General features: G+C 70.0%; 15 protein-coding genes. 3 read left to right on the top strand and 12 right to left on the bottom strand.

Annotated features, from left to right (window positions below):
• The 4 genes from ACYVOM_RS00215 to ACYVOM_RS00200 form a co-directional block, all read right to left on the bottom strand.
• The coding region (locus ACYVOM_RS00215; RefSeq protein WP_460301103.1) for a hypothetical protein at positions 1-689 on the bottom strand (689 nt) is incomplete at its 3' end.
• A 39-nt stretch (positions 690-728) separates the two neighbouring features.
• Entirely contained in the window at positions 729-2,285 is a 1,557-nt protein-coding gene (locus ACYVOM_RS00210; protein WP_460301102.1) for an ArnT family glycosyltransferase, read from the bottom strand.
• A complete protein-coding gene (locus tag ACYVOM_RS00205) occupies positions 2,275-3,405 on the bottom strand; it encodes a glycoside hydrolase family 26 protein (RefSeq protein WP_460301101.1) in 1,131 nt (376 codons plus the stop codon). Before ACYVOM_RS00205 ends, ACYVOM_RS00210 begins: the two co-directional genes overlap by 11 nt.
• Positions 3,405-5,012 (bottom strand): glycosyltransferase family 2 protein, encoded by a 1,608-nt coding sequence (locus ACYVOM_RS00200; RefSeq protein ID WP_460301100.1) that lies wholly within the window; start codon positions 5,010-5,012, stop codon positions 3,405-3,407. The genes ACYVOM_RS00205 and ACYVOM_RS00200 overlap by 1 nt, the downstream gene beginning before the upstream one ends.
• A gap of 885 nt (positions 5,013-5,897) precedes the next feature.
• Between ACYVOM_RS00200 and ACYVOM_RS00195 the strand changes: the two genes are divergently transcribed.
• Positions 5,898-6,890 carry an alpha/beta hydrolase gene (locus ACYVOM_RS00195; RefSeq protein ID WP_460301107.1) on the top strand — a complete coding sequence of 331 codons (993 nt, stop codon included), beginning with the start codon at positions 5,898-5,900 and terminating at the stop codon, positions 6,888-6,890.
• Positions 6,891-6,957: 67 nt separating this feature from the next.
• On the opposite strand, the gene urtE is transcribed toward ACYVOM_RS00195, so the two are convergent.
• From urtE to ACYVOM_RS00160, 7 genes are all read right to left on the bottom strand, one after another.
• A complete protein-coding gene (urtE, locus tag ACYVOM_RS00190) occupies positions 6,958-7,650 on the bottom strand; it encodes an urea ABC transporter ATP-binding subunit UrtE (protein ID WP_460301106.1) in 693 nt (230 codons plus the stop codon).
• A complete protein-coding gene (gene urtD / locus ACYVOM_RS00185; RefSeq protein ID WP_460301099.1) occupies positions 7,650-8,462 on the bottom strand; it encodes an urea ABC transporter ATP-binding protein UrtD in 813 nt (270 codons plus the stop codon). Before urtD ends, urtE begins: the two co-directional genes overlap by 1 nt.
• A complete protein-coding gene (gene urtC, locus ACYVOM_RS00180) occupies positions 8,459-9,631 on the bottom strand; it encodes an urea ABC transporter permease subunit UrtC (RefSeq protein ID WP_460301098.1) in 1,173 nt (390 codons plus the stop codon). The genes urtD and urtC overlap by 4 nt, the downstream gene beginning before the upstream one ends.
• The gene (gene urtB / locus ACYVOM_RS00175) at positions 9,628-10,497 is read right to left on the bottom strand and encodes an urea ABC transporter permease subunit UrtB (RefSeq protein ID WP_460301097.1); all 870 of its coding nucleotides are present in this window, start codon (positions 10,495-10,497) and stop codon (positions 9,628-9,630) included. The genes urtC and urtB overlap by 4 nt, the downstream gene beginning before the upstream one ends.
• A gap of 126 nt (positions 10,498-10,623) precedes the next feature.
• Positions 10,624-11,826, bottom strand: a complete 1,203-nt coding sequence (urtA, locus tag ACYVOM_RS00170; protein ID WP_460301105.1) for an urea ABC transporter substrate-binding protein — start codon at positions 11,824-11,826, stop codon at positions 10,624-10,626.
• 200 nt (positions 11,827-12,026) lie between these two features.
• On the bottom strand, positions 12,027-12,791 hold the full coding sequence (locus tag ACYVOM_RS00165; protein ID WP_460301096.1) for a dimethylarginine dimethylaminohydrolase family protein: 765 nt from the start codon (positions 12,789-12,791) through the stop codon (positions 12,027-12,029).
• Complete coding sequence (locus ACYVOM_RS00160; RefSeq protein WP_460301095.1) at positions 12,788-13,399, bottom strand: zinc-ribbon domain-containing protein; 612 nt, start codon at positions 13,397-13,399, stop codon at positions 12,788-12,790. The genes ACYVOM_RS00165 and ACYVOM_RS00160 overlap by 4 nt, the downstream gene beginning before the upstream one ends.
• Positions 13,400-13,590: 191 nt before the next feature.
• Here ACYVOM_RS00160 and ACYVOM_RS00155 point away from each other — a divergent pair, with 191 nt between their 5' ends.
• Entirely contained in the window at positions 13,591-15,036 is a 1,446-nt protein-coding gene (locus ACYVOM_RS00155; RefSeq protein ID WP_460301094.1) for a glycosyltransferase family 39 protein, read from the top strand.
• A 25-nt stretch (positions 15,037-15,061) separates the two neighbouring features.
• On the opposite strand, the gene era is transcribed toward ACYVOM_RS00155, so the two are convergent.
• Positions 15,062-16,000 carry a GTPase Era gene (gene era, locus ACYVOM_RS00150; RefSeq protein WP_460301093.1) on the bottom strand — a complete coding sequence of 313 codons (939 nt, stop codon included), beginning with the start codon at positions 15,998-16,000 and terminating at the stop codon, positions 15,062-15,064.
• Between the two features lie 118 nt (positions 16,001-16,118).
• Here era and ACYVOM_RS00145 point away from each other — a divergent pair, with 118 nt between their 5' ends.
• The gene (locus ACYVOM_RS00145) at positions 16,119-16,772 is read left to right on the top strand and encodes a hemerythrin domain-containing protein (RefSeq protein ID WP_460301092.1); all 654 of its coding nucleotides are present in this window, start codon (positions 16,119-16,121) and stop codon (positions 16,770-16,772) included.
• The last annotated feature ends 29 nt before the right edge of the window (positions 16,773-16,801 follow it).

Raw genomic sequence — 16,801 nt, 5'->3', positions numbered from 1 at the left:
TCGTGGAACGGGCTGAAGACGATCGGCACGTTCGCGTTCTTGATGTTCTGCGCGAGCGCCCGGATGTAGTCGTCCTCCTGGCCCGCCGCGATCGAGGGGATCGAGGCGACCGCGGGGTCGTGCGCTTCGAGCTCCAACTGCGGGAAGGCGCCGGCGTTCCAGATGGTGCGGGCCCAGTTCGCGTCGGGCAGGCCGCCCCAGCCGAAGAAGCTCTTGATCATGTTCGGCTTCATGCCGGTCTTGTTGGCCAGCGCGTTGCGGTCCGCGATCTGGTTGCGCGCCTGGTCGGTGAAGACCCCGAAGATGTCGCGCTTGGGGTAGATGTACTTGTTGACCTTGACGACGCCCGGCGCGTTGTAGCGCTTGAAGTTCTTCGGCGCCGGGTAGTTGTAGACCTTCTTCTTCTTCTTGACCTTGCGAGCGGCGTCGCTCTCGTCACCCGTGAGGGACAGGCCGAACTCGTCGGTGCCGCCCGCGGTGGAGTCCGCGCCGGTCTCCGCACCGCCGGAGGCCGCCGGGGCTTTCGCCTGGGGGGTCTCCTCGGTGTAGACGTCGCGGCCGCTGGCGTCCTGGTCGATGGTGTAGGTGGGCGTCTCCTTGGGGGCCGCCGTCTCCGTGGTGGGCGAGGCGCAACCGGCCGCGAACACCACGGGGAGCGTGAGTGCCAGGAGTGGTCGGAGGGTCGTCATGACGGATGGTGCTCCAGGGGGTCGGTTACAGGGAAATGCTCAGGGCGCGGAGGGCGCGGGAGCGGGCAGGTTCTTCACCCACAGTTGGTGCGCGCCCTCTTCCCAGCCGAGCCGGTAAGGCACGCCGGTCAGCACGCGGTAGTTGCCGGTGCCTGCCCTGAGCTGTGCGAGCAGCGCCTCGTCCACCGGAGTGGCGGCGGGGTACTGCACGACGATCATCTCGAAGCTCCGCTTGCGCAGGAGCGACTTGATCTGGGTGAGACCGCCGTTGTCGACGGGCTTGGTGACCACGTCGGCCAGCGGGGTCCACTGCGCGGGGCGGTATTCCTCCATGTACTGGCTGAAGGTCTCGGGGGCGGAAGCCAGGTACTTCCCGGAAGGCTCCACGGTCTCGTCGAGGACCGTGGCCACGTCCCGGTAGTCGGGCCAGAGCGAGTACTCGTACTCCGACTGGGCCATGCCGAGCGCGAGGAGCGCCACGGCGGCGATGATGCCGACCTGCGGGAAGCGGAAGTGCCTGCCGATCATGCGGACGAGCCCGACACCGGCCATCGTCGCGCCCAGCAGCCCGGCCATCGCGAGCTGGACCCGCCACAGGCTGTCCTCGAACGCGCTGCCGAGGAGCAGGAGCGGAGCGACCAGACCCGGCGCGAGGAACGCGGCGGACAGGGCGAAACGCCAGCCGCGGCCGGGCTCGGGGTCGGCGCCGACCGGCACCTCGCCCATCCGGGCCTTCCAGATGTAGAAGCCGGCGCCGAACAGGCCGAACGCCAGGAAGGTGCCGAGCCAGTAGAACCAGCCGCTCGCCAGCTCGCCCAGCGGCACGCCCGCGGGCGCGTCCGAGGCGCCGGACGCGTACAGGCCGAGCCCGACGAGCACCGCGAGGAACAGGCCGGACGACAGCCCGATCGCCTTGCCGACCGGCTTGTGCCGCGCGGTGACGAGCACCGCGAGCAGCGCGATCGACGGAAGGTAGAACACCGCGCCGAACTTGACGGCGACGGCGAGCACCGCGACGGGCGCCGCCGCGAACAGCGGCCACGCCGGACCGCTGCGGCTCAGCACGACGAGCCACATCGCGCCCGCGAGCAGCAGCACCGCGAGGGAGTCCTCGGTGGCGAGCGCGCCCGCGACGAGCGTCGGCGCGATCACGCTGTAGGCGCCGGCCGCGGCCAGCCCGACCCGCTCGTTGAACAGGCGGGTCGACAGCGAGTACAGCAGGCCGGTCGCGCACAGCATGAAGATCAGGCTGACCGCCCGCATGCCCTGCACGCCGATCCCGCCCTGGAGCGCCTCCGACAGCGGCGGGTAGATCCCGAGGCCGCCGTGGAACTCGCCGTTCGACGGCAGGATCGACGTCTCGCCCTCGGACACCGTGTTGCTCAGCCGCAGCGTCAGGATCGCCTGCATGAGCAGCAGGCCGAGCAGCACGACGCGGCTCAGCCAGGCGCGGCGCTTGCTGTTGCCGGGCGCCCACGCGATGGGCGGGGCGCTCGGAATCCGGTAGGGGGCGGGGCGTACGTTGGAGCGGTACTTCTTCGGCTCTTCGTGGTCCTCCCGCATCGGGGGGGCCTGGTGCCGGGTCTCAGTCGTCATTGATCAGCTTTACTGGGTCGAAGCCGAGTTTCTGGCCCCACTTGGACTTGAGGGCGTTCTGGTAGGCCTTGACTGAGTCGTCGCGGGCCTCGACGCGGAAGTCGACGACGTTGCCGAACTCCTCCTTGCGCATCTCGAACCAGACGTAGCCGAGGATGTCGTTCTTGCTCGCCGAGCCCTTGAGGAGCTTCTTGACGTCGTTGGCCTTGGCCTGCTCAGCGGTGGAGCCGGTCTCGGCGATCACGATGGGCTTCTGGGTGAAGGCACGCAGCTCGTTGCGGAGGGGGCCGAAGACCTTCTTGAAGATGTCGCCGCGGCCGGCCACGGCATCGTCGTCCTTGTACATGTAGCCGGAGATGCCGATCCAGTCGACGTACTCGTCGCCGGGGTAGAACTCCTTCACCGGGGGCAGGCCGTCGCCCTGGGCGGTGTTGGGGCTCCAGACCCAGATGACGTTCCCGACGCCCATCTTGGTGAACACGTCGTGGATGTGCTTCCAGGCGTCGACGAAGTCCTCGGGGGTGTTGTCCTTGGAGTCGCCCTTGCAGGCGTCGCCGATGTCCTCCTCGGACTTCTCGCTGCCGTCCTTCTCCAGGTGGCCGGAGTCGGAGCAGTACCCCCACGGGTACCACCAGCCGTTCATCTCGTGGCCCCAGGAGTAGGCCAGCGGAATGTTGGCGGCCTTCACCAACGAGGCGTACTTCGAGAGCTCCGCGTCGTACTTGCCGTCCGCGAACTCGCGAAGGGTGCCTTCGAAAGGCTCGACGTCGGCGAACGGCAGAGCGCCCGCCTTCCAGATGTCCTGGTTCTCCTTGGTCTTGAAGTCCGGGCCGAACTCCTCGAAGTACTTGAGGAGGTTGTGCGGCCTCCCCATGAGGTCGCCGAACTCCTTGCGGCCCTTCAGTCCGGTCTCGATCGTCCCGCCGTAGGCGAGGCCGATGTAGTCGTTCTTCGGCCAGATGAGCTCGCGGATGTCGACGGCCTTGGTCAGCGGCACCTTGTCGGCGTTCTCCGCGGCGTGGTAGGCGTCGCGGTCCAGGGCTGGGTCGCCGCAGGCGGCCAGGACGAGCGCGGCGGCCATTCCCACGGCCGCCGCTCTCAGAGTTCTCAGCGTGCGCATCAGTCGTCCACCACGTCCCGGTATTCGCGCGGCGAGACCAGCACCCGGCCGACGACGACGGCGTAGAACAGCGCGGTCACCAGCGCCATCGCCACGTCCGGCGGGTACATGGTCGCCATGCGCCAGCAGGCGAGGCCGAGCCAGATCGCCGCGCAGCCGCCGCTGAAGAACACGTACGACTTGTAGACGCGGCCCATCTTGTTCTTCTTGACGCCGTTGGAGCCGGACGGCTTCCAGCCCATCTCACGGCCGCGCACCATGTCCCACAGCGCGAACACGTGCGCCCAGCCCTGCATGAAGCCGACGGCCCACGCCTCGAGGCGGAAGGGCGCGCGGTGCCAGGCGGGGAAGATGATCGACGCGTAGATGAGGCTGGGGACCAGCCACACCATGTGCTTCATGTTCATCAGGTCCGGCGCGCCGATGAGCATCATGATCGGCAGGATCGGCGCGACGAACGTGAACAGCGCGGTGTGCAGGTAGTAGAGCATGCCCGCGGCGAAGGACATCTTGGTGGAGAACGGCAGCGGGGCCTTCCAGAACTTCTTCGCGCCGAGCAGCGAGAAGGAGCCCATGCACCAGCGGTACTGCTGGTTGTGGAAGGCGCCGGCGTTGTCCGGGCACACCCCGGCCGACAGCGCGATCGGGACGTACTTGGTGCTCCACCCGAGGACCTGGAGGTCGTAGCCGGTGTGGATGTCCTCGGAGTGCTCGATGAGCGTGGTGCCGTTGTTCTCGTTCAGGGCGGCCCGGCGGTAGACCGCGCAGGAGCCGACGCAGATCGAGCCGTTGCGGCGCTGCCGGGAGACCTGGACGGAGCGGTAGAACAACTCCTGCGAGGCGCCCGCGCCGCGCTCCACCCACGTCTGGTGGTCCAGGACGCGGAAGAACTGCGGGGTCTGCACGATGCCGATCTTGGGGTCGTCGTCCATGACCGGCAGGACCTCGTTGAGGATGTCGTGCCGGGGGGCGAAGTCGGCGTCCAGGATCAGCATGAAGTCGCCGTCGGAGCTGTGGTAGCCGAACTGGAGGTTTCCGGCCTTCTTGTACCAGCCGCGGTTCGGCCGGGAGCCGTACCGGAATCCGAAGTCGGCGGCCATGGCCGCGAGTTCGGGGCTGGCGCCGTCGTCGAGGACGTAGGGCACGCATTTCCCGGGATAGAACTCGACGACCCTGCGCACATGGGTCCACGTGTTGTGGATGACCTCGATCGGCTCACCGCACACCGGCAGGAAGATGTCGACCGACGGATAGCGCGCGGGCTTCCAGTTGTCGACGATCTCGCGGTGGTGGTCGATGTCGAAGTTCTTCGTGAACAGGTCGAGCCGCAGCGACAGCAGGTAGTTCAGGACGGTGAAGAACAGGAACGGGGCCGCGAGCCACAGCTGGCTGATCGAGACGAACTTCACCGCCGTGATCGCCAGGCAGACGAAGCTGATGAACGTGAAGATGTTCAGGACCCACACGTACCTGTCGACGTAGGAGTACTTCTCCTTGTCGTCCGGCGGCTGCGGGAGCAGCGGGGAGGGGTCCGGGATCGGGGGCACCGGACGCAGGCGGCGGCCCCGGGGCTGGGGCCGGCGCGGCATCGGAGGAAGGTCCTCCATGGTGCGCAGGGTGTCGCCGCCGACCGGGCCGGGGGGCACGGGGCGGCGCTGGGGGCGGGGGCCCGCGGTGCGGGGGCGCGGGGCCTGGCCCACGCGCATGCCGGCGGCCGCAGGGCGACCGCCCTGCTGGGGGTACTGGCCCTGCGGAGGGCGCGGCTGCCGGGGGGGCATGGGCGGGCGCGGCGGCGCAGCCTGCTGCGGAACTGCGGGCTGCGGGGCAGCCTGCGGCACGCCACCGGTGAGCCATTCGAAGTCAGGCCCGCCTGGCGAGGTCGACGATGAGGTCGACATGTCGGTCACAGAGCGCCTCTCCACGAACACGGAAAGCGGCACATGCCGCACGAAACGGTCTCGACCCTATAGGACCCGCGTTGCCCAGAAGTTACTTTCCACAGATCAGGAAGGTCCGTTGCCCTTATCGGATGATCGGCGACTACCGTCCGTCAGCCGACACCCGGGGGAACGTGACGACGGTCACGAAAGTCATCCGAACTTTCCGTCTCAGCCGTGAATCATACGGTCAGGGCCCCTGTGCTGCCCGAAGCGGGGAATCTCACCCTGGGTGCGGAATGTTCCATTCGCCATGGGAAATAGCGAATAGGCGGTCCGTTCTCCGAGGCCGCTATTGATCTTTCCCAGCGCATTCTGCAATGCAAGTGGATAGGCCAACCGGTGTCAACCACCGGTCGTCGCCGTCGCCGGGACGAAGCGTCCATTCCCGTCACCCAGAGTGAGACGAGTGGCGAGATAGAGGGATGTTCCGCTAGGTTCTCCCTTCAACAGACAAAGAGTCGAACACCTCCTGACTCGGCCCACCCCCCAAGGGGCACATCAGTGCATTCCGTGACAAGGCGCGCCGCAATCGGCGGAATCGCGTTGACCAGCATGCTTTCCGCCGTGCGCCCCGGCACGGCGTACGCGGCGCCCGCCGACACCGGCGCGACCGTCGTCGGCGAGCAGGAGGTACGGGCGCGCACGCTCGACCTCACCGTCGCCACCCCCTCCATCCCGTTCATGCAGTGCAAGATCCGGATCTTCACGCCGCTCGGCTGGAGCAAGAACGCCGCGCGCACCTGGCCGGTCCTCTACGTCTACGGCGGCGGCGGCGAAGGCGGCGACTACCAGGGCTGGGACGTCATGACCGACCTCAAGGACTACGCCGCGGCGTGGGACGTCCTGGTGGTCATGCCCGAGGGCGGCGTCTCGGCCGGCTTCACCGACTGGCTGCGGCCCAAGGGCGGCGGCGTCGTCAACTGGGAGACCTGGCACACCTCCGAGGTGATCCAGATCATCGAGCGCAACTACCGGGGCGGCACCGACCGCGCCGTGATGGGGATCTCCTCCGGCGGGCAGGGCGCCGTCACGTACGCGGCGCGGCACAAGGGCCTGTTCAAGTACGCCGCCTCCTTCAGCGGCATCCTGCACATGACCAAGCCCGGCATCCCCACGATGATGGAACTCGCCGACATGACGTCGTCGACCGGCGCGACCGCCGACCAGAAGTGGGGCGACCCCGTCGCCAACCGGGCCAACTGGCTCGCGCACGACCCCTACTACCTCGCCTCGAACCTGCGCGGCGTCGGGCTGTACCTGACCACCGGGACCACCGGCCGGCCCGGCCCCCTGGACGCGACGTGGGGCGACGTCCTGGAGGACATGGGCGTCGTGGGCGGCACCCAGTCCCAGGTCGTCGGCGGCGTCGGCGAGGCCCTCGTCGGGGTGACGGTCAAGTCGTTCGTCGCCAGGCTCAAGGCGCTCGGCATCCCCTACACCGCCAACATCTACGGCGACGGCCTGCACAACTGGGCGTACTGGAACCGCGAGTTCCGCAGCGCCTGGCCGCACCTGATGAAGGCGCTCAAGGCGCAGAAGTACTGACGGGCGAGAAGCACCGAAAGCGAAGGCCGGTCCGGGAAGCCTCCCGGACCGGCCTTCTGCCTTCTCCTCAGACCGCGAGCATCCTGCCGACTCCCTCGTCGCGCAGGTCGTCCTTCTCCCCCGCGTGGACGACGAGGCCGCCCTCCAGGATGACGAACCGGTCCGCGAGCCGCAGCGCGAGCTCCAGGTACTGCTCGACGAGCAGGATCGCCAGGCCGCTCGCGTGCAGCCGCTCGATCGCGTCCTCGATCTCCAGCACGATGTTCGGCTGGATGCCCTCGGTCGGCTCGTCGAGGATCAGCATCCGCGGCCGGGTCACCAGGGCGCGGGCGATGGCGAGCTGCTGCTGCTGGCCGCCGGACAGGAACCCCGCCTTGCGCTTGAGCAGCGGCACGAGCCGCGGGAACGCCTCCAGCGCCTCGTCCACCGCCTTCCGGTCGCGGTGCCCCGTCGCCTCCAGGGTCACCTGGAGGTTCTCCTGCACGGTGAGCTGGGGGAAGGTCTCGTGGCCCTGCGGCACGTAGCCCATCCCGCGGCGTACCCGCTCGTGCGTCTTCATGCGGGTGACGTCCTCGCCGTCGAAGACGACCTTGCCCGCGGTGGGCGGCAGCACGCCCATCACGGCGTTCAGCAGGGTCGTCTTGCCGACGCCGTTGCGGCCCATCACGCACATGAGCTGGCCCGCGTCGACGGCGAAGTCGATCCCGAACAGCACCCGGGCCCGGCCGTAGGCGGCCTCCAGCCCTTCCACCTGGAGCATCACGCGGCGTCCTCCTTCTTGCGGCCCAGGTAGACCTCCTGGACCCTGGGGTCGGCCTGGACCGCCGCGACGTCGCCCTCCACCAGTACCGTGCCCTCGTGCAGCACGGTGACGGTCGAGGCGTAGCGGCGCAGGAACTCCATGTCGTGCTCGATGACGATCACCGTGTGGTCGCGGGCGACCTCCGTCAGCAGCTCGCCGGTCCGCTCGCGCTCGTCCTTGCTCATGCCCGCGACCGGCTCGTCGAGGAGCAGGAGCTTGGGGCCCTGGGCGAGGAGCATGCCGATCTCCAGCCACTGGCGCTGCCCGTGCGACAGGATCCCGGCGGGCTTGTCGGCGAGGTCCGCCAGACCGATGGTCTCCAGGGCCGCGCCGACCTCGGGCGAGACGCCCCTGCGCCGCCGCAGCAGCTTCACCAGGGGCTTGCGGAACGTCGCGGCGAGGTCGATGTTCTCCAGCACCGACAGCTCCTCGAACACCACCGACGTCTGGAACGTCCGGCCGACGCCCATCCGGACGATCTGGTGCTCCTTGCGGCCGACCAGCGAGGTGCCCGCGAACGTCACCGTCCCCGACGTGGGCCTGGTCAGGCCGGTGATGATGTCGATCAGGGTGGTCTTGCCCGCGCCGTTGGGCCCGATGAGGAACCGCAGCTCCCCCTCCCCCACGGTGAGGTCGACCCCGTTGATCGCCTTGAACCCGTCGAAGACGACCATGAGGTCGCGGATCTCCAGCAGGCCTCCGGCCGGCTTCGCGTCCGGTGTCCGGTCCTGCGTCTGGTCCTGCGTCTGGTCCTGCTCCGGTTCCGTCATACCGCCACCTCCGTCTTGGCCTCGGGCGCGGCCGCCGGGGGCGCGGCCTCGGCGGTCCTGGCGCGGCGGCGGGCCAGGAGGTCGCCCGCCTGGCGGGCCAGGCCCGCGATGCCGCGCGGCGCGGCCATGATGACCAGGATGAAGAGACCGCCCTGGACGTAGATCCAGCCGTCGGGCCAGCTCTCGGAGAACGTGGTCTTCGCCCAGTTCATGAGGACGCCGCCGAGCAGCGCCCCGGCCAGCGAGAACCGGCCGCCGATCGCGACGGCGACGAGCAGCTCGATCGACGGGACCACGCCCAGCAGCGCCGGCGAGATGATCCCGACGACCGGGACGTACAGGGCGCCCGCGATGCCCGCCATGCCGGCCGACACGGCGAACGTGATGGTCTTGACCGTCGCGGGGTTGTAGCCGAGGAAGCGGACCCGGTCCTCGCCGTCGCGGATCGCCACGAGCAGGCGGCCGAACCGGCTGCGGACCATGTGCCTGGCCAGCAGGTAAAGCACCCCGACGGCGATGACGACCACGAAGTAGAACGTGACCTTCGTCGAGTCGTCCTCGGGGTACATGCCGAAGACGTCGTAGAAGTTCGTCAGGCCGTTGGTGCCGCCGGTGAGGCCCTGGTTGCCGATCAGCCAGATCACGAACGCGGCGGCGAGCGCCTGGCTGAGGATGGCGAAGTAGGCGCCGCGCACCCGCTGGCGGAAGACCAGCAGGCCGAGCACCGTGGCGATCGCCACGGGCAGCACCACCACCATCGTCAGCGCGAAGAACGGGCTGCGGAAGGGCTCCCAGATGGCGGGCAGCTCCTCCACTCCGCTCCAGGTCATGAAGTCGGGCAGGCCGCCTTCGCCCGCCTCCTTGAGCTTCAGGTGCATGCCCATCGCGTAGCCGCCGAGGCCGAAGAAGACGCCCTGGCCGAGCGTCATCATGCCGCCCTGGCCCCAGGCGAGGCCGATGCCGAGGGCGGCGATGGCCAGGCACAGGTACTTGGCGAGGAGGCTGAGCCGGAACGGGTCGAGGGCGGCGGGCGCGACGGCGAGCAGCAGCAGCGCGACGGCGGCGAAGGCCAGGTAGCCCCGGTACGAGCCGGTGAGCAGTGCCTTCGGGTCGAACGCGCGCTTGCCCTGCTTGACGGGCGGGGTCGTGCCCCGCGTGTCCGCGCTCACGTCAGGGCCCGGGAGCGCAGGACGAACATGCCCTGGGGACGGACCTGGAGGAAGGCGATGATCGCGACGAAGACCAGGACCTTCGCGGCGCTGGCGTTGGTCCAGAACTCCGCGTACGACTGGAGCAGGCCGAGCGCGACCGCCGCGATCACCGCGCCGCGCAGCTGGCCGAGGCCGCCCGCGACGACGACGAGGAACGCGTCGACGATGTAGTTGGTGCCGAGCGTCGGGCCGATCGGGCCGATGAGGGTGAGCGCCACCCCCGCCACGCCCGCGAGGCCGGAGCCGATGAAGAAGGTCAGCTGATCGACCCGCTCGGTGACCACGCCCGAGCAGGCGGCGAGTTCGCGGTTCTGCATGACCGCGCGCATCCGGCGGCCCTGCTTGGAGCGGTTCATGTAGGCCCAGATCGCCAGGCCGCAGGCGATCGCCAGGGCCATGATGAAGAGCCGGGTGTGCGGGATGATCACGTCTCCGAGGGTGATCCGCCCGGACAGCCAGGACGGCGCGGTGACGTTGACGTTGGGGGCGCCGAAGATGTCGCGCGCGAGCTGCTGGAGCACGAGGCTGACGCCCCAGGTGAGCAGCAGGGTGTCCAGGGGCCTTCCGTAGAACCTGCGGATCGCGAGCCGTTCCAGGATGAGGCCCATCAGGCCCGCGACGGCGAACGCGACGGGCAGGGCGACGATGACGGCCTGCCCTCCGGCGAGGCCCTGGAGCATGTAGGCGGTGTAGGCCCCGGCCATGATGAACTCGCCGTGCGCCATGTTGATGACGCCCATCTGGCCGAAGGTGAACGTGAGGCCGAGCGCGATGAGCAGGAGCGCGCCGGCGATGCTGAGGCCGATCGGCAGCTGGCTGAGCATGGTTCCCCTCCTTTCCTCGGGTGCGGGTGGCTCAGTGCATGCGGGAGGGGCCACGCCCGCCCCCCGGGCCCGCGAGGGCTCGGCGCGCGGGGTGGCCCCGGTGTCCATGCGTGCTGGCTGCGGGGCTCAGGAGAGTCCGGCGGCCCAGGGGTAGTTCTTGAGGTAGGGGTCGGGCTGGATCGGCTCGCCGGAGTTCCAGACCTCCTTGATCAGGCCGTCGGGCTGGATGACGCCGATCCGGGCGGTCTTGTAGACGTGCTGGGTGGGGCCGTCGATGGTGACCTTGCCTTCGGGCAGGTCGAGGACGATGCCGCCGGCTGCCTTCTTGACGGCCTCGACGTCGGTGCTGCCCGCCTTCTCGACGGCGGCGGCCCACAGGTAGACGGCGTTGTAGCCGGCCTCCATCGGGTCGGAGGTCACCTTGTCGGCGCCGTACTTGGCCTTGAAGGCCTCGACGAACTTGGAGTTAACGTCGCCTTCCGTCGTCTGGTAGTAGTTCCAGGCCACGGGCTGTCCGACGATGTTGTCCACACCGATGCCGCCGACTTCTTCCTCGGCGATGCTCACGGAAAGGACGGGCAGGCTCTTGGCAGTTCCGCCGGCGGCCTTGAACTGCTTGAAGAAGGCCACATTGCTGTCACCGTTGAGGGTGTTGAAAACGGCGTCGGGCTTGGCCGCCATTACCTTGGAGACGAGCGTGCCGTATTCGGTGTGGCCGAGCGGGGTGTATTCCTCGCCCAGGACCTCCATGCCGTTGGCCTCGGCGTAGGCCTTGATGATCTTGTTGGCGGTGCGCGGGAAGACGTAGTCGCTGCCGACCAGGAAGATCTTCTTCTTGCCCTCGGACTTCAGGTAGTCCAGGCCCGGGATGATCTGCTGGTTGGTCGTGGCGCCCGTGTAGAAGATGTTCGGGGACTGCTCCAGGCCCTCGTACTGCACGGGGTACCAGAGCAGCGACTTCTCCTGCTCGAAGACCGGCAGCATCGCCTTGCGGCTCGCGCTGGTCCAGCCGCCGAAGACGGTGGCGACCTTGTCGCTGCGGATGAGCTTGCGGGCCTTCTCGGCGAAGGTCGGCCAGTCGGAGGCTCCGTCCTCGACGACCGGCACGATCTTCTTGCCGAGCACGCCGCCCTTGGCGTTGATCTCCTCGATCGCCATCAGCTCGGAGTTGTGCACCGTGACCTCGCTGATGGCCATCGTGCCGCTCAGCGAGTGGAGAATGCCGACCTTGATCTCGTTGGCGTTCGCCTCGGCGCCGTCACCGGACGAGTCCTCCGTGCTGCCGCAAGCGGTGAGCGCGAGTGCGGAGGCGGCCACCAGGACCGCCATTTTCCGCAGGGGGGTAATGCGCAACTTTGCTCCTCGGGCGTGGTTCCCCGTTGTTGTCGGGAACAACCTCCGCGAGGCGTATTTCGCGTGTCCCGCGCCCGTGTTAATTGCGCATTACCGAAGTACCACCATGTGAACATACGGTGAATCGGGGCAGGCGAAAGGGTCTCACCCTGCGGGAACTATTGAAAGGTTACTTTTCAGATGAGGATGGAGAGGCAGGTCACGCTGCCTTCCAGTGCCTCGAACTGGCTGATGTCAAGAACCGTGACCCGCCAGCCGTCGGCGCGCAGCCGGGCCGCCGTGCGCGGGGCGCTCGCGGCGACCATCACGTGGTCCTCACCGAGGACCAGGACGCGGGCGCCCGCGGCCTCGGGCGCGACCAGCAGGCCGGGCAGCCCCGCGGTGTCCACGTGCTCGGGCGATCCGATGAGGGTGCCGTCGGGCAGGGCGGTCATGCCCGTCTTCAGGTGCAGCACCCCGCTGACCTTGACGCCGACGACCCGGCGGCCGCGCATCAGCGGCGCGAACCGGCACAGGGCCTCGTCATCGGTGCGGCCCGACCTGCCGACATACCAGGTGTCCCCGGCCCGCAGGACGTCGCCGCCGTCGAGGGTGCAACCCTCCCCGAGGGTGTGGATCTCCAGACCGAGGTCGCGCAGCGCGCGTTCCGTCCCCGGGGTCTCCGGCCTGCGTTCGGGCGCGCCGGGAGCGGCCAGGACGGCACGGCCGTCGGACACGATCGCGGTGTCCTCCACGAAGACCGCGTCGGGGCAGTCGTCGGCGGGCTCCACGTAGCGGATCTCGAAGCCGGCGTCCGCGAGGACCGCGACGTAGGCGTCGTGCTGGGTGCGGGCCAGGTCGAGGTCGACCGGCACGCGGGCGAGATGGGTGAGCAGCCCCTCGGCCAGCCGGGGCCCGGGTGCCCGGACCAGGGCCGTGCGCGGCGGGGCCGCCGCCGTCACCGGGACGCGCCCTCGGTGGTGAGGATGACGCCCAGGGCGTGCGCCGGGCTGAGGCCGAGGGTCGCGGCGATCCGGTGCAGCTCCTCGCGCTGCCCGTCGCTCAGCTCCCCGGTGCACAGCGCGACCCTGACGATCTGCTCCAGGAACCACTCCCTGGCCTCGACCGCGAGCTGGGCGCCCGTCGCGGCGATCTCCTCCAGCTGGTAGGACTCGGGCATGTCGAGGTCGCCGGCGAGCTCGTCGGGGCCGTAGGCGCTCTCGCCGTAGCCGCGCACGACGTCCACGGCGCGGACCCGGGCGACGGTGTCGGCGGGGTCCCCGGCCAGCAGGGCCAGGCAGCAGGCGGCGCGGGCGGCGGCGGGCAGGGCCGACTCCATCCGGGCGGCGGTCGGCATCCGCAGCACCGAGGTGTTGAAGCGGGTGGCGCAGCTCCGGCACTGCACGGTGTGGCCGAGCCGGGCGAGCGGAATCACGGGCAGGAAGAACAGCGACACGTAGCGGCGCCCGGCGCGCCGCCGGTACCGGCGGTCGCCGCCGCAGGACGGGCAGTGGAACATGCCCTCGCCCACGGTCTTGAAGTTCACCGACACCCCGAAGAGGACGTACATCGGGTGCTCCCTTCGAAGGGTGGAGAAGTCAAGGTACAGAGTGATCCGGCACCATGTGGGCGATATAGCCAGAGACGTGCCGGTGGAAGGGTATCCCCGGGTCGGCGCTGCTCCCGCCCACGATCACGACATCCTCCTGATACCAGGACGGATCGTCGTTCACTGCCATCCGCCTGTAGCCTCTTCGCGCGATGAACACCCGTCTGCCCCGCTCCGCCGCCCTCGTCCCGGCGCTCGCCGCCCTGGCGGGCCTCGGGGCGGCCCTCTGGACGCTCGGCACCCCCTCCCTGTGGCGGGACGAGGCGGTGACCGCCGATCTCGCGGGCCGCTCCCTGCCGCAGCTCGCCGCCGTCCTCGGGAAGATCGACGCCGTCCACGCCGCCTACTACGCGCTCATGCAGGTCTGGACCGCGGTGGCGGGCGACTCGGTGATCGCGCTGCGCCTCCCGTCGGCGCTGGCCGCCGCGGCCGCCGCGGGCCTCACCGCCGCCCTCGGCAGAAGGCTGGTCTCGGACCGGGCGGGACTGATCGCCGGGCTGCTGGTGGCCGCCTCGCCCTTCGTCGCGCGGCACGCGCAGGAGGCCCGCCAGTACGCCATCGTCATGGCCGTCGCCGCGCTGGCGTCCTGGCTGCTGGTGCGGGCCGACGGCAGGCGCGGCTGGGCCTGGTACGCGCTGTCCGTCGTCGCGCTGGGCGCCGCCCACCTGTTCGCGCTGCTGATCCTCCCGGCCCACCTCCTGACCCGTCGCAAGGACTGGCGGGCGTTCCTGATCTCCACGGCGGCGGCCATGGTGCCGCTGTCGGTGCTGGGCTACGCCGCCGCGGGGCAGCGCTACCAGGTCGGCTGGATCGAGCGGCCCACCTGGGACGGGGTCGGGAAGCTCCTCGAAGGGCTCGGCTGGGGACCGTACTTCGTCCTCCCGGCCTTCGCCCTGATGGCCTACGCGGTCTTCCGCCGCTCCCCCGCCGTGCCCGTCGCGCTGCCGTGGCTGGTGCTGCCGCCCGTGCTGCTCCTCGGGGTCTCCCTGGTCTCGCCCCTGTACGTCCAGCGGTACCTACTGTTCTGCGTGCCCGCCGCAGCCCTCCTCGTGGCCGCCGGGCTCGACCTCCTGCCGGACCTCGGGCTGCGGTGGCGGCCCCTGGCCTGGGCCGGGCTCGCCGTGGCCGTCGCCGCCGCCGTGCCCGCCCAGCTCGACGTCCGCCGCCAGGACGCCAGGGTCGACGACCTGCGCACGCTGTCCGACATCGTGGCCGCGGGCAAGGAGGACGGCGACGCCGTGGTGTTCACCGACATCCGCTTCCGGCCCGTCATGGACACCTACCGCCAGGCCTGGCAGGGCCTGGACGACGTCCTGCTGCGGACCTCCCCCGAGAAGACGGGCGATCTCAAGGGCGGCGAGGTCGGCCGCGGCGGCTACCCGGCGGCCCTCGCCGGGGCGCCCCGGGTCTGGCTGGTGGACAACAAGGTGGCGTTCCTGCCCGGCTCCAAGGCCGCGTCTCCCGCCAAGCGGGCCGCCCTGGAGAGCGGCGGCTTCGTCCTGGTCGAGGAGTGGCGGTACAAGGGCGGCAGGATCGGGCTGTACCGGCAGAGCGAGGCGCTGCCGGAGCTCGCCGAGCGCAGCTCGGACCTGCCGTAGGGGCCGATCAGCCGGGGAAAGCCGATCAGTCGAAGAAGCCGAGCCGGCGGAGCTGTTTGGGGTTGCGCTGCCAGTCCTTGGCGACGCTGACCTGCAGGTTCAGGTAGACGCGGGTGCCCAGCATCGCCTCGATCTGCTTGCGGGCCTGGGTGCCGACCTTGCGCAGCCGCTCGCCCTTGCGGCCGATGAGGATCGCCTTCTGGCTCGGCCGCTCCACGAACACGTGCGCGTAGATGTCGGTGAGGTCGCTCCGGCCGGCGCGCGGGCCCATCTCGTCGACGACCACGGCGATCGAGTGCGGCACCTCCTGCTCGACGCCCTCCAGCGCCGCCTCGCGGATGAACTCCGCGGCGAGGATCTGCTCGGGCTCGTCGGTGAGGTCGCCTTCGGGGTAGAGCGGCGGGCCCTCGGGCAGCTTGCCGATGATCACGCCCGCGACCACGTCGAGCTGGTAGGGGTCCTGCGACGAGCCGCCGAGGCCGCCGACGGCCGAGACCGGCACGATGTCGTCCCAGGAGCCGAGCGCGTCGACCGCCATCAGCTGCTCGGCGAGCGCCTGCGGCCCCACCTTGTCGGCCTTGGTGACGATCGCCACGATCGGGGTGCCCTTGATCTGGGCGAGCTCCCGGGCGATGTAGCGGTCTCCGTCGCCGACCTTCTCGTCGGCCGGGACGCAGAAGCCGATCACGTCGACCTCGGTGAGGGTGCCGCGCACGAGGCTGTCGAGCCGCTCGCCCAGCAGGGTGCGCGGCCGGTGCAGGCCGGGGGTGTCGACGATGACGAGCTGGGCGTCCGCGCGGTGCACGATGCCGCGGATGGCCCGCCGCGTGGTCTGCGGCCGGTTGCTGGTGATCGCGACCTTCGCGCCCACCAGGGCGTTCATCAGCGTCGACTTGCCCACGTTGGGCCGCCCCACGAAACAGGCGAATCCGGATCTGAAGTCGGGCTGGTCTGGCGTGGTCACCCTCCGATTCTCCCGTATCCGGGCCGATGGCCCGACCAGCGGCCCGGGAAATCGCCCTCGGGAAGGGCGGCAAGCGCGCGGCAAGAGCCTCGCAAGGGTCCTCGGGGACGGTGGTCCCATGAACAGTGAGACGCGTCCCCCGGTCGTGCGGCCCCGCGCCGCCGGCGACCCCGAACCCGACCTGACCACCTTCGCGATCGTCCACCGCGCGATGCGCGGCGAGGCCCGCAGGCTCGCCGCCCTGACCGCCGAGCAGGGGGACGTGCCGTTCCCCGCCGAGCGCGAGGCCGCGCTCCAACGGCACCTCGACCTGCTGCTCCACGAGATCCACGCCCACCACGACCGCGAGGACGCGCTGGTCTGGCCGCTGATCACCGCCTCCGCCGGGGCCGCGATCGACCTCGCCCCGCTCACCGAGGACCACGCCGCCATCGACCCCTGCCTCGACCGGATCAGGGCGTCCCGCGGCGTCGCCCGGTCCAAGGCGCTGGCCGACCTCCGCGACCTCCTCGACGAGCACATCACCGACGAGGAGGCCTCGGTCTTCCCCGTCCTGCGCCGCTACGTGTCGGTCGCCGACTGGGACCGGTGCGAGAAGGAGATCGCGAAGGCGCCCTTCGCCCAGATGAAGTGGGTCGTGCCCCTCATCGCGTCCTACGCCACGTCCGAGGAGTTGGACCACCTGGTGAAGGAGGCCGGGCTGGGCATGCGGATCCTGCTGCGGCTGACCCGCCCGTCCTTCGTGCGCCTGAACCGCGCGGTCTACGGGTGAGCGGAGCCGCGCCCGCCCCTGCCGGGGCG

The sequence above is a fragment of the Actinocorallia aurea genome (assembly GCF_054783995.1).
Note: the sequence above shows the minus strand (reverse complement) of the source record. Positions and strands in the feature narration are given on the sequence as shown.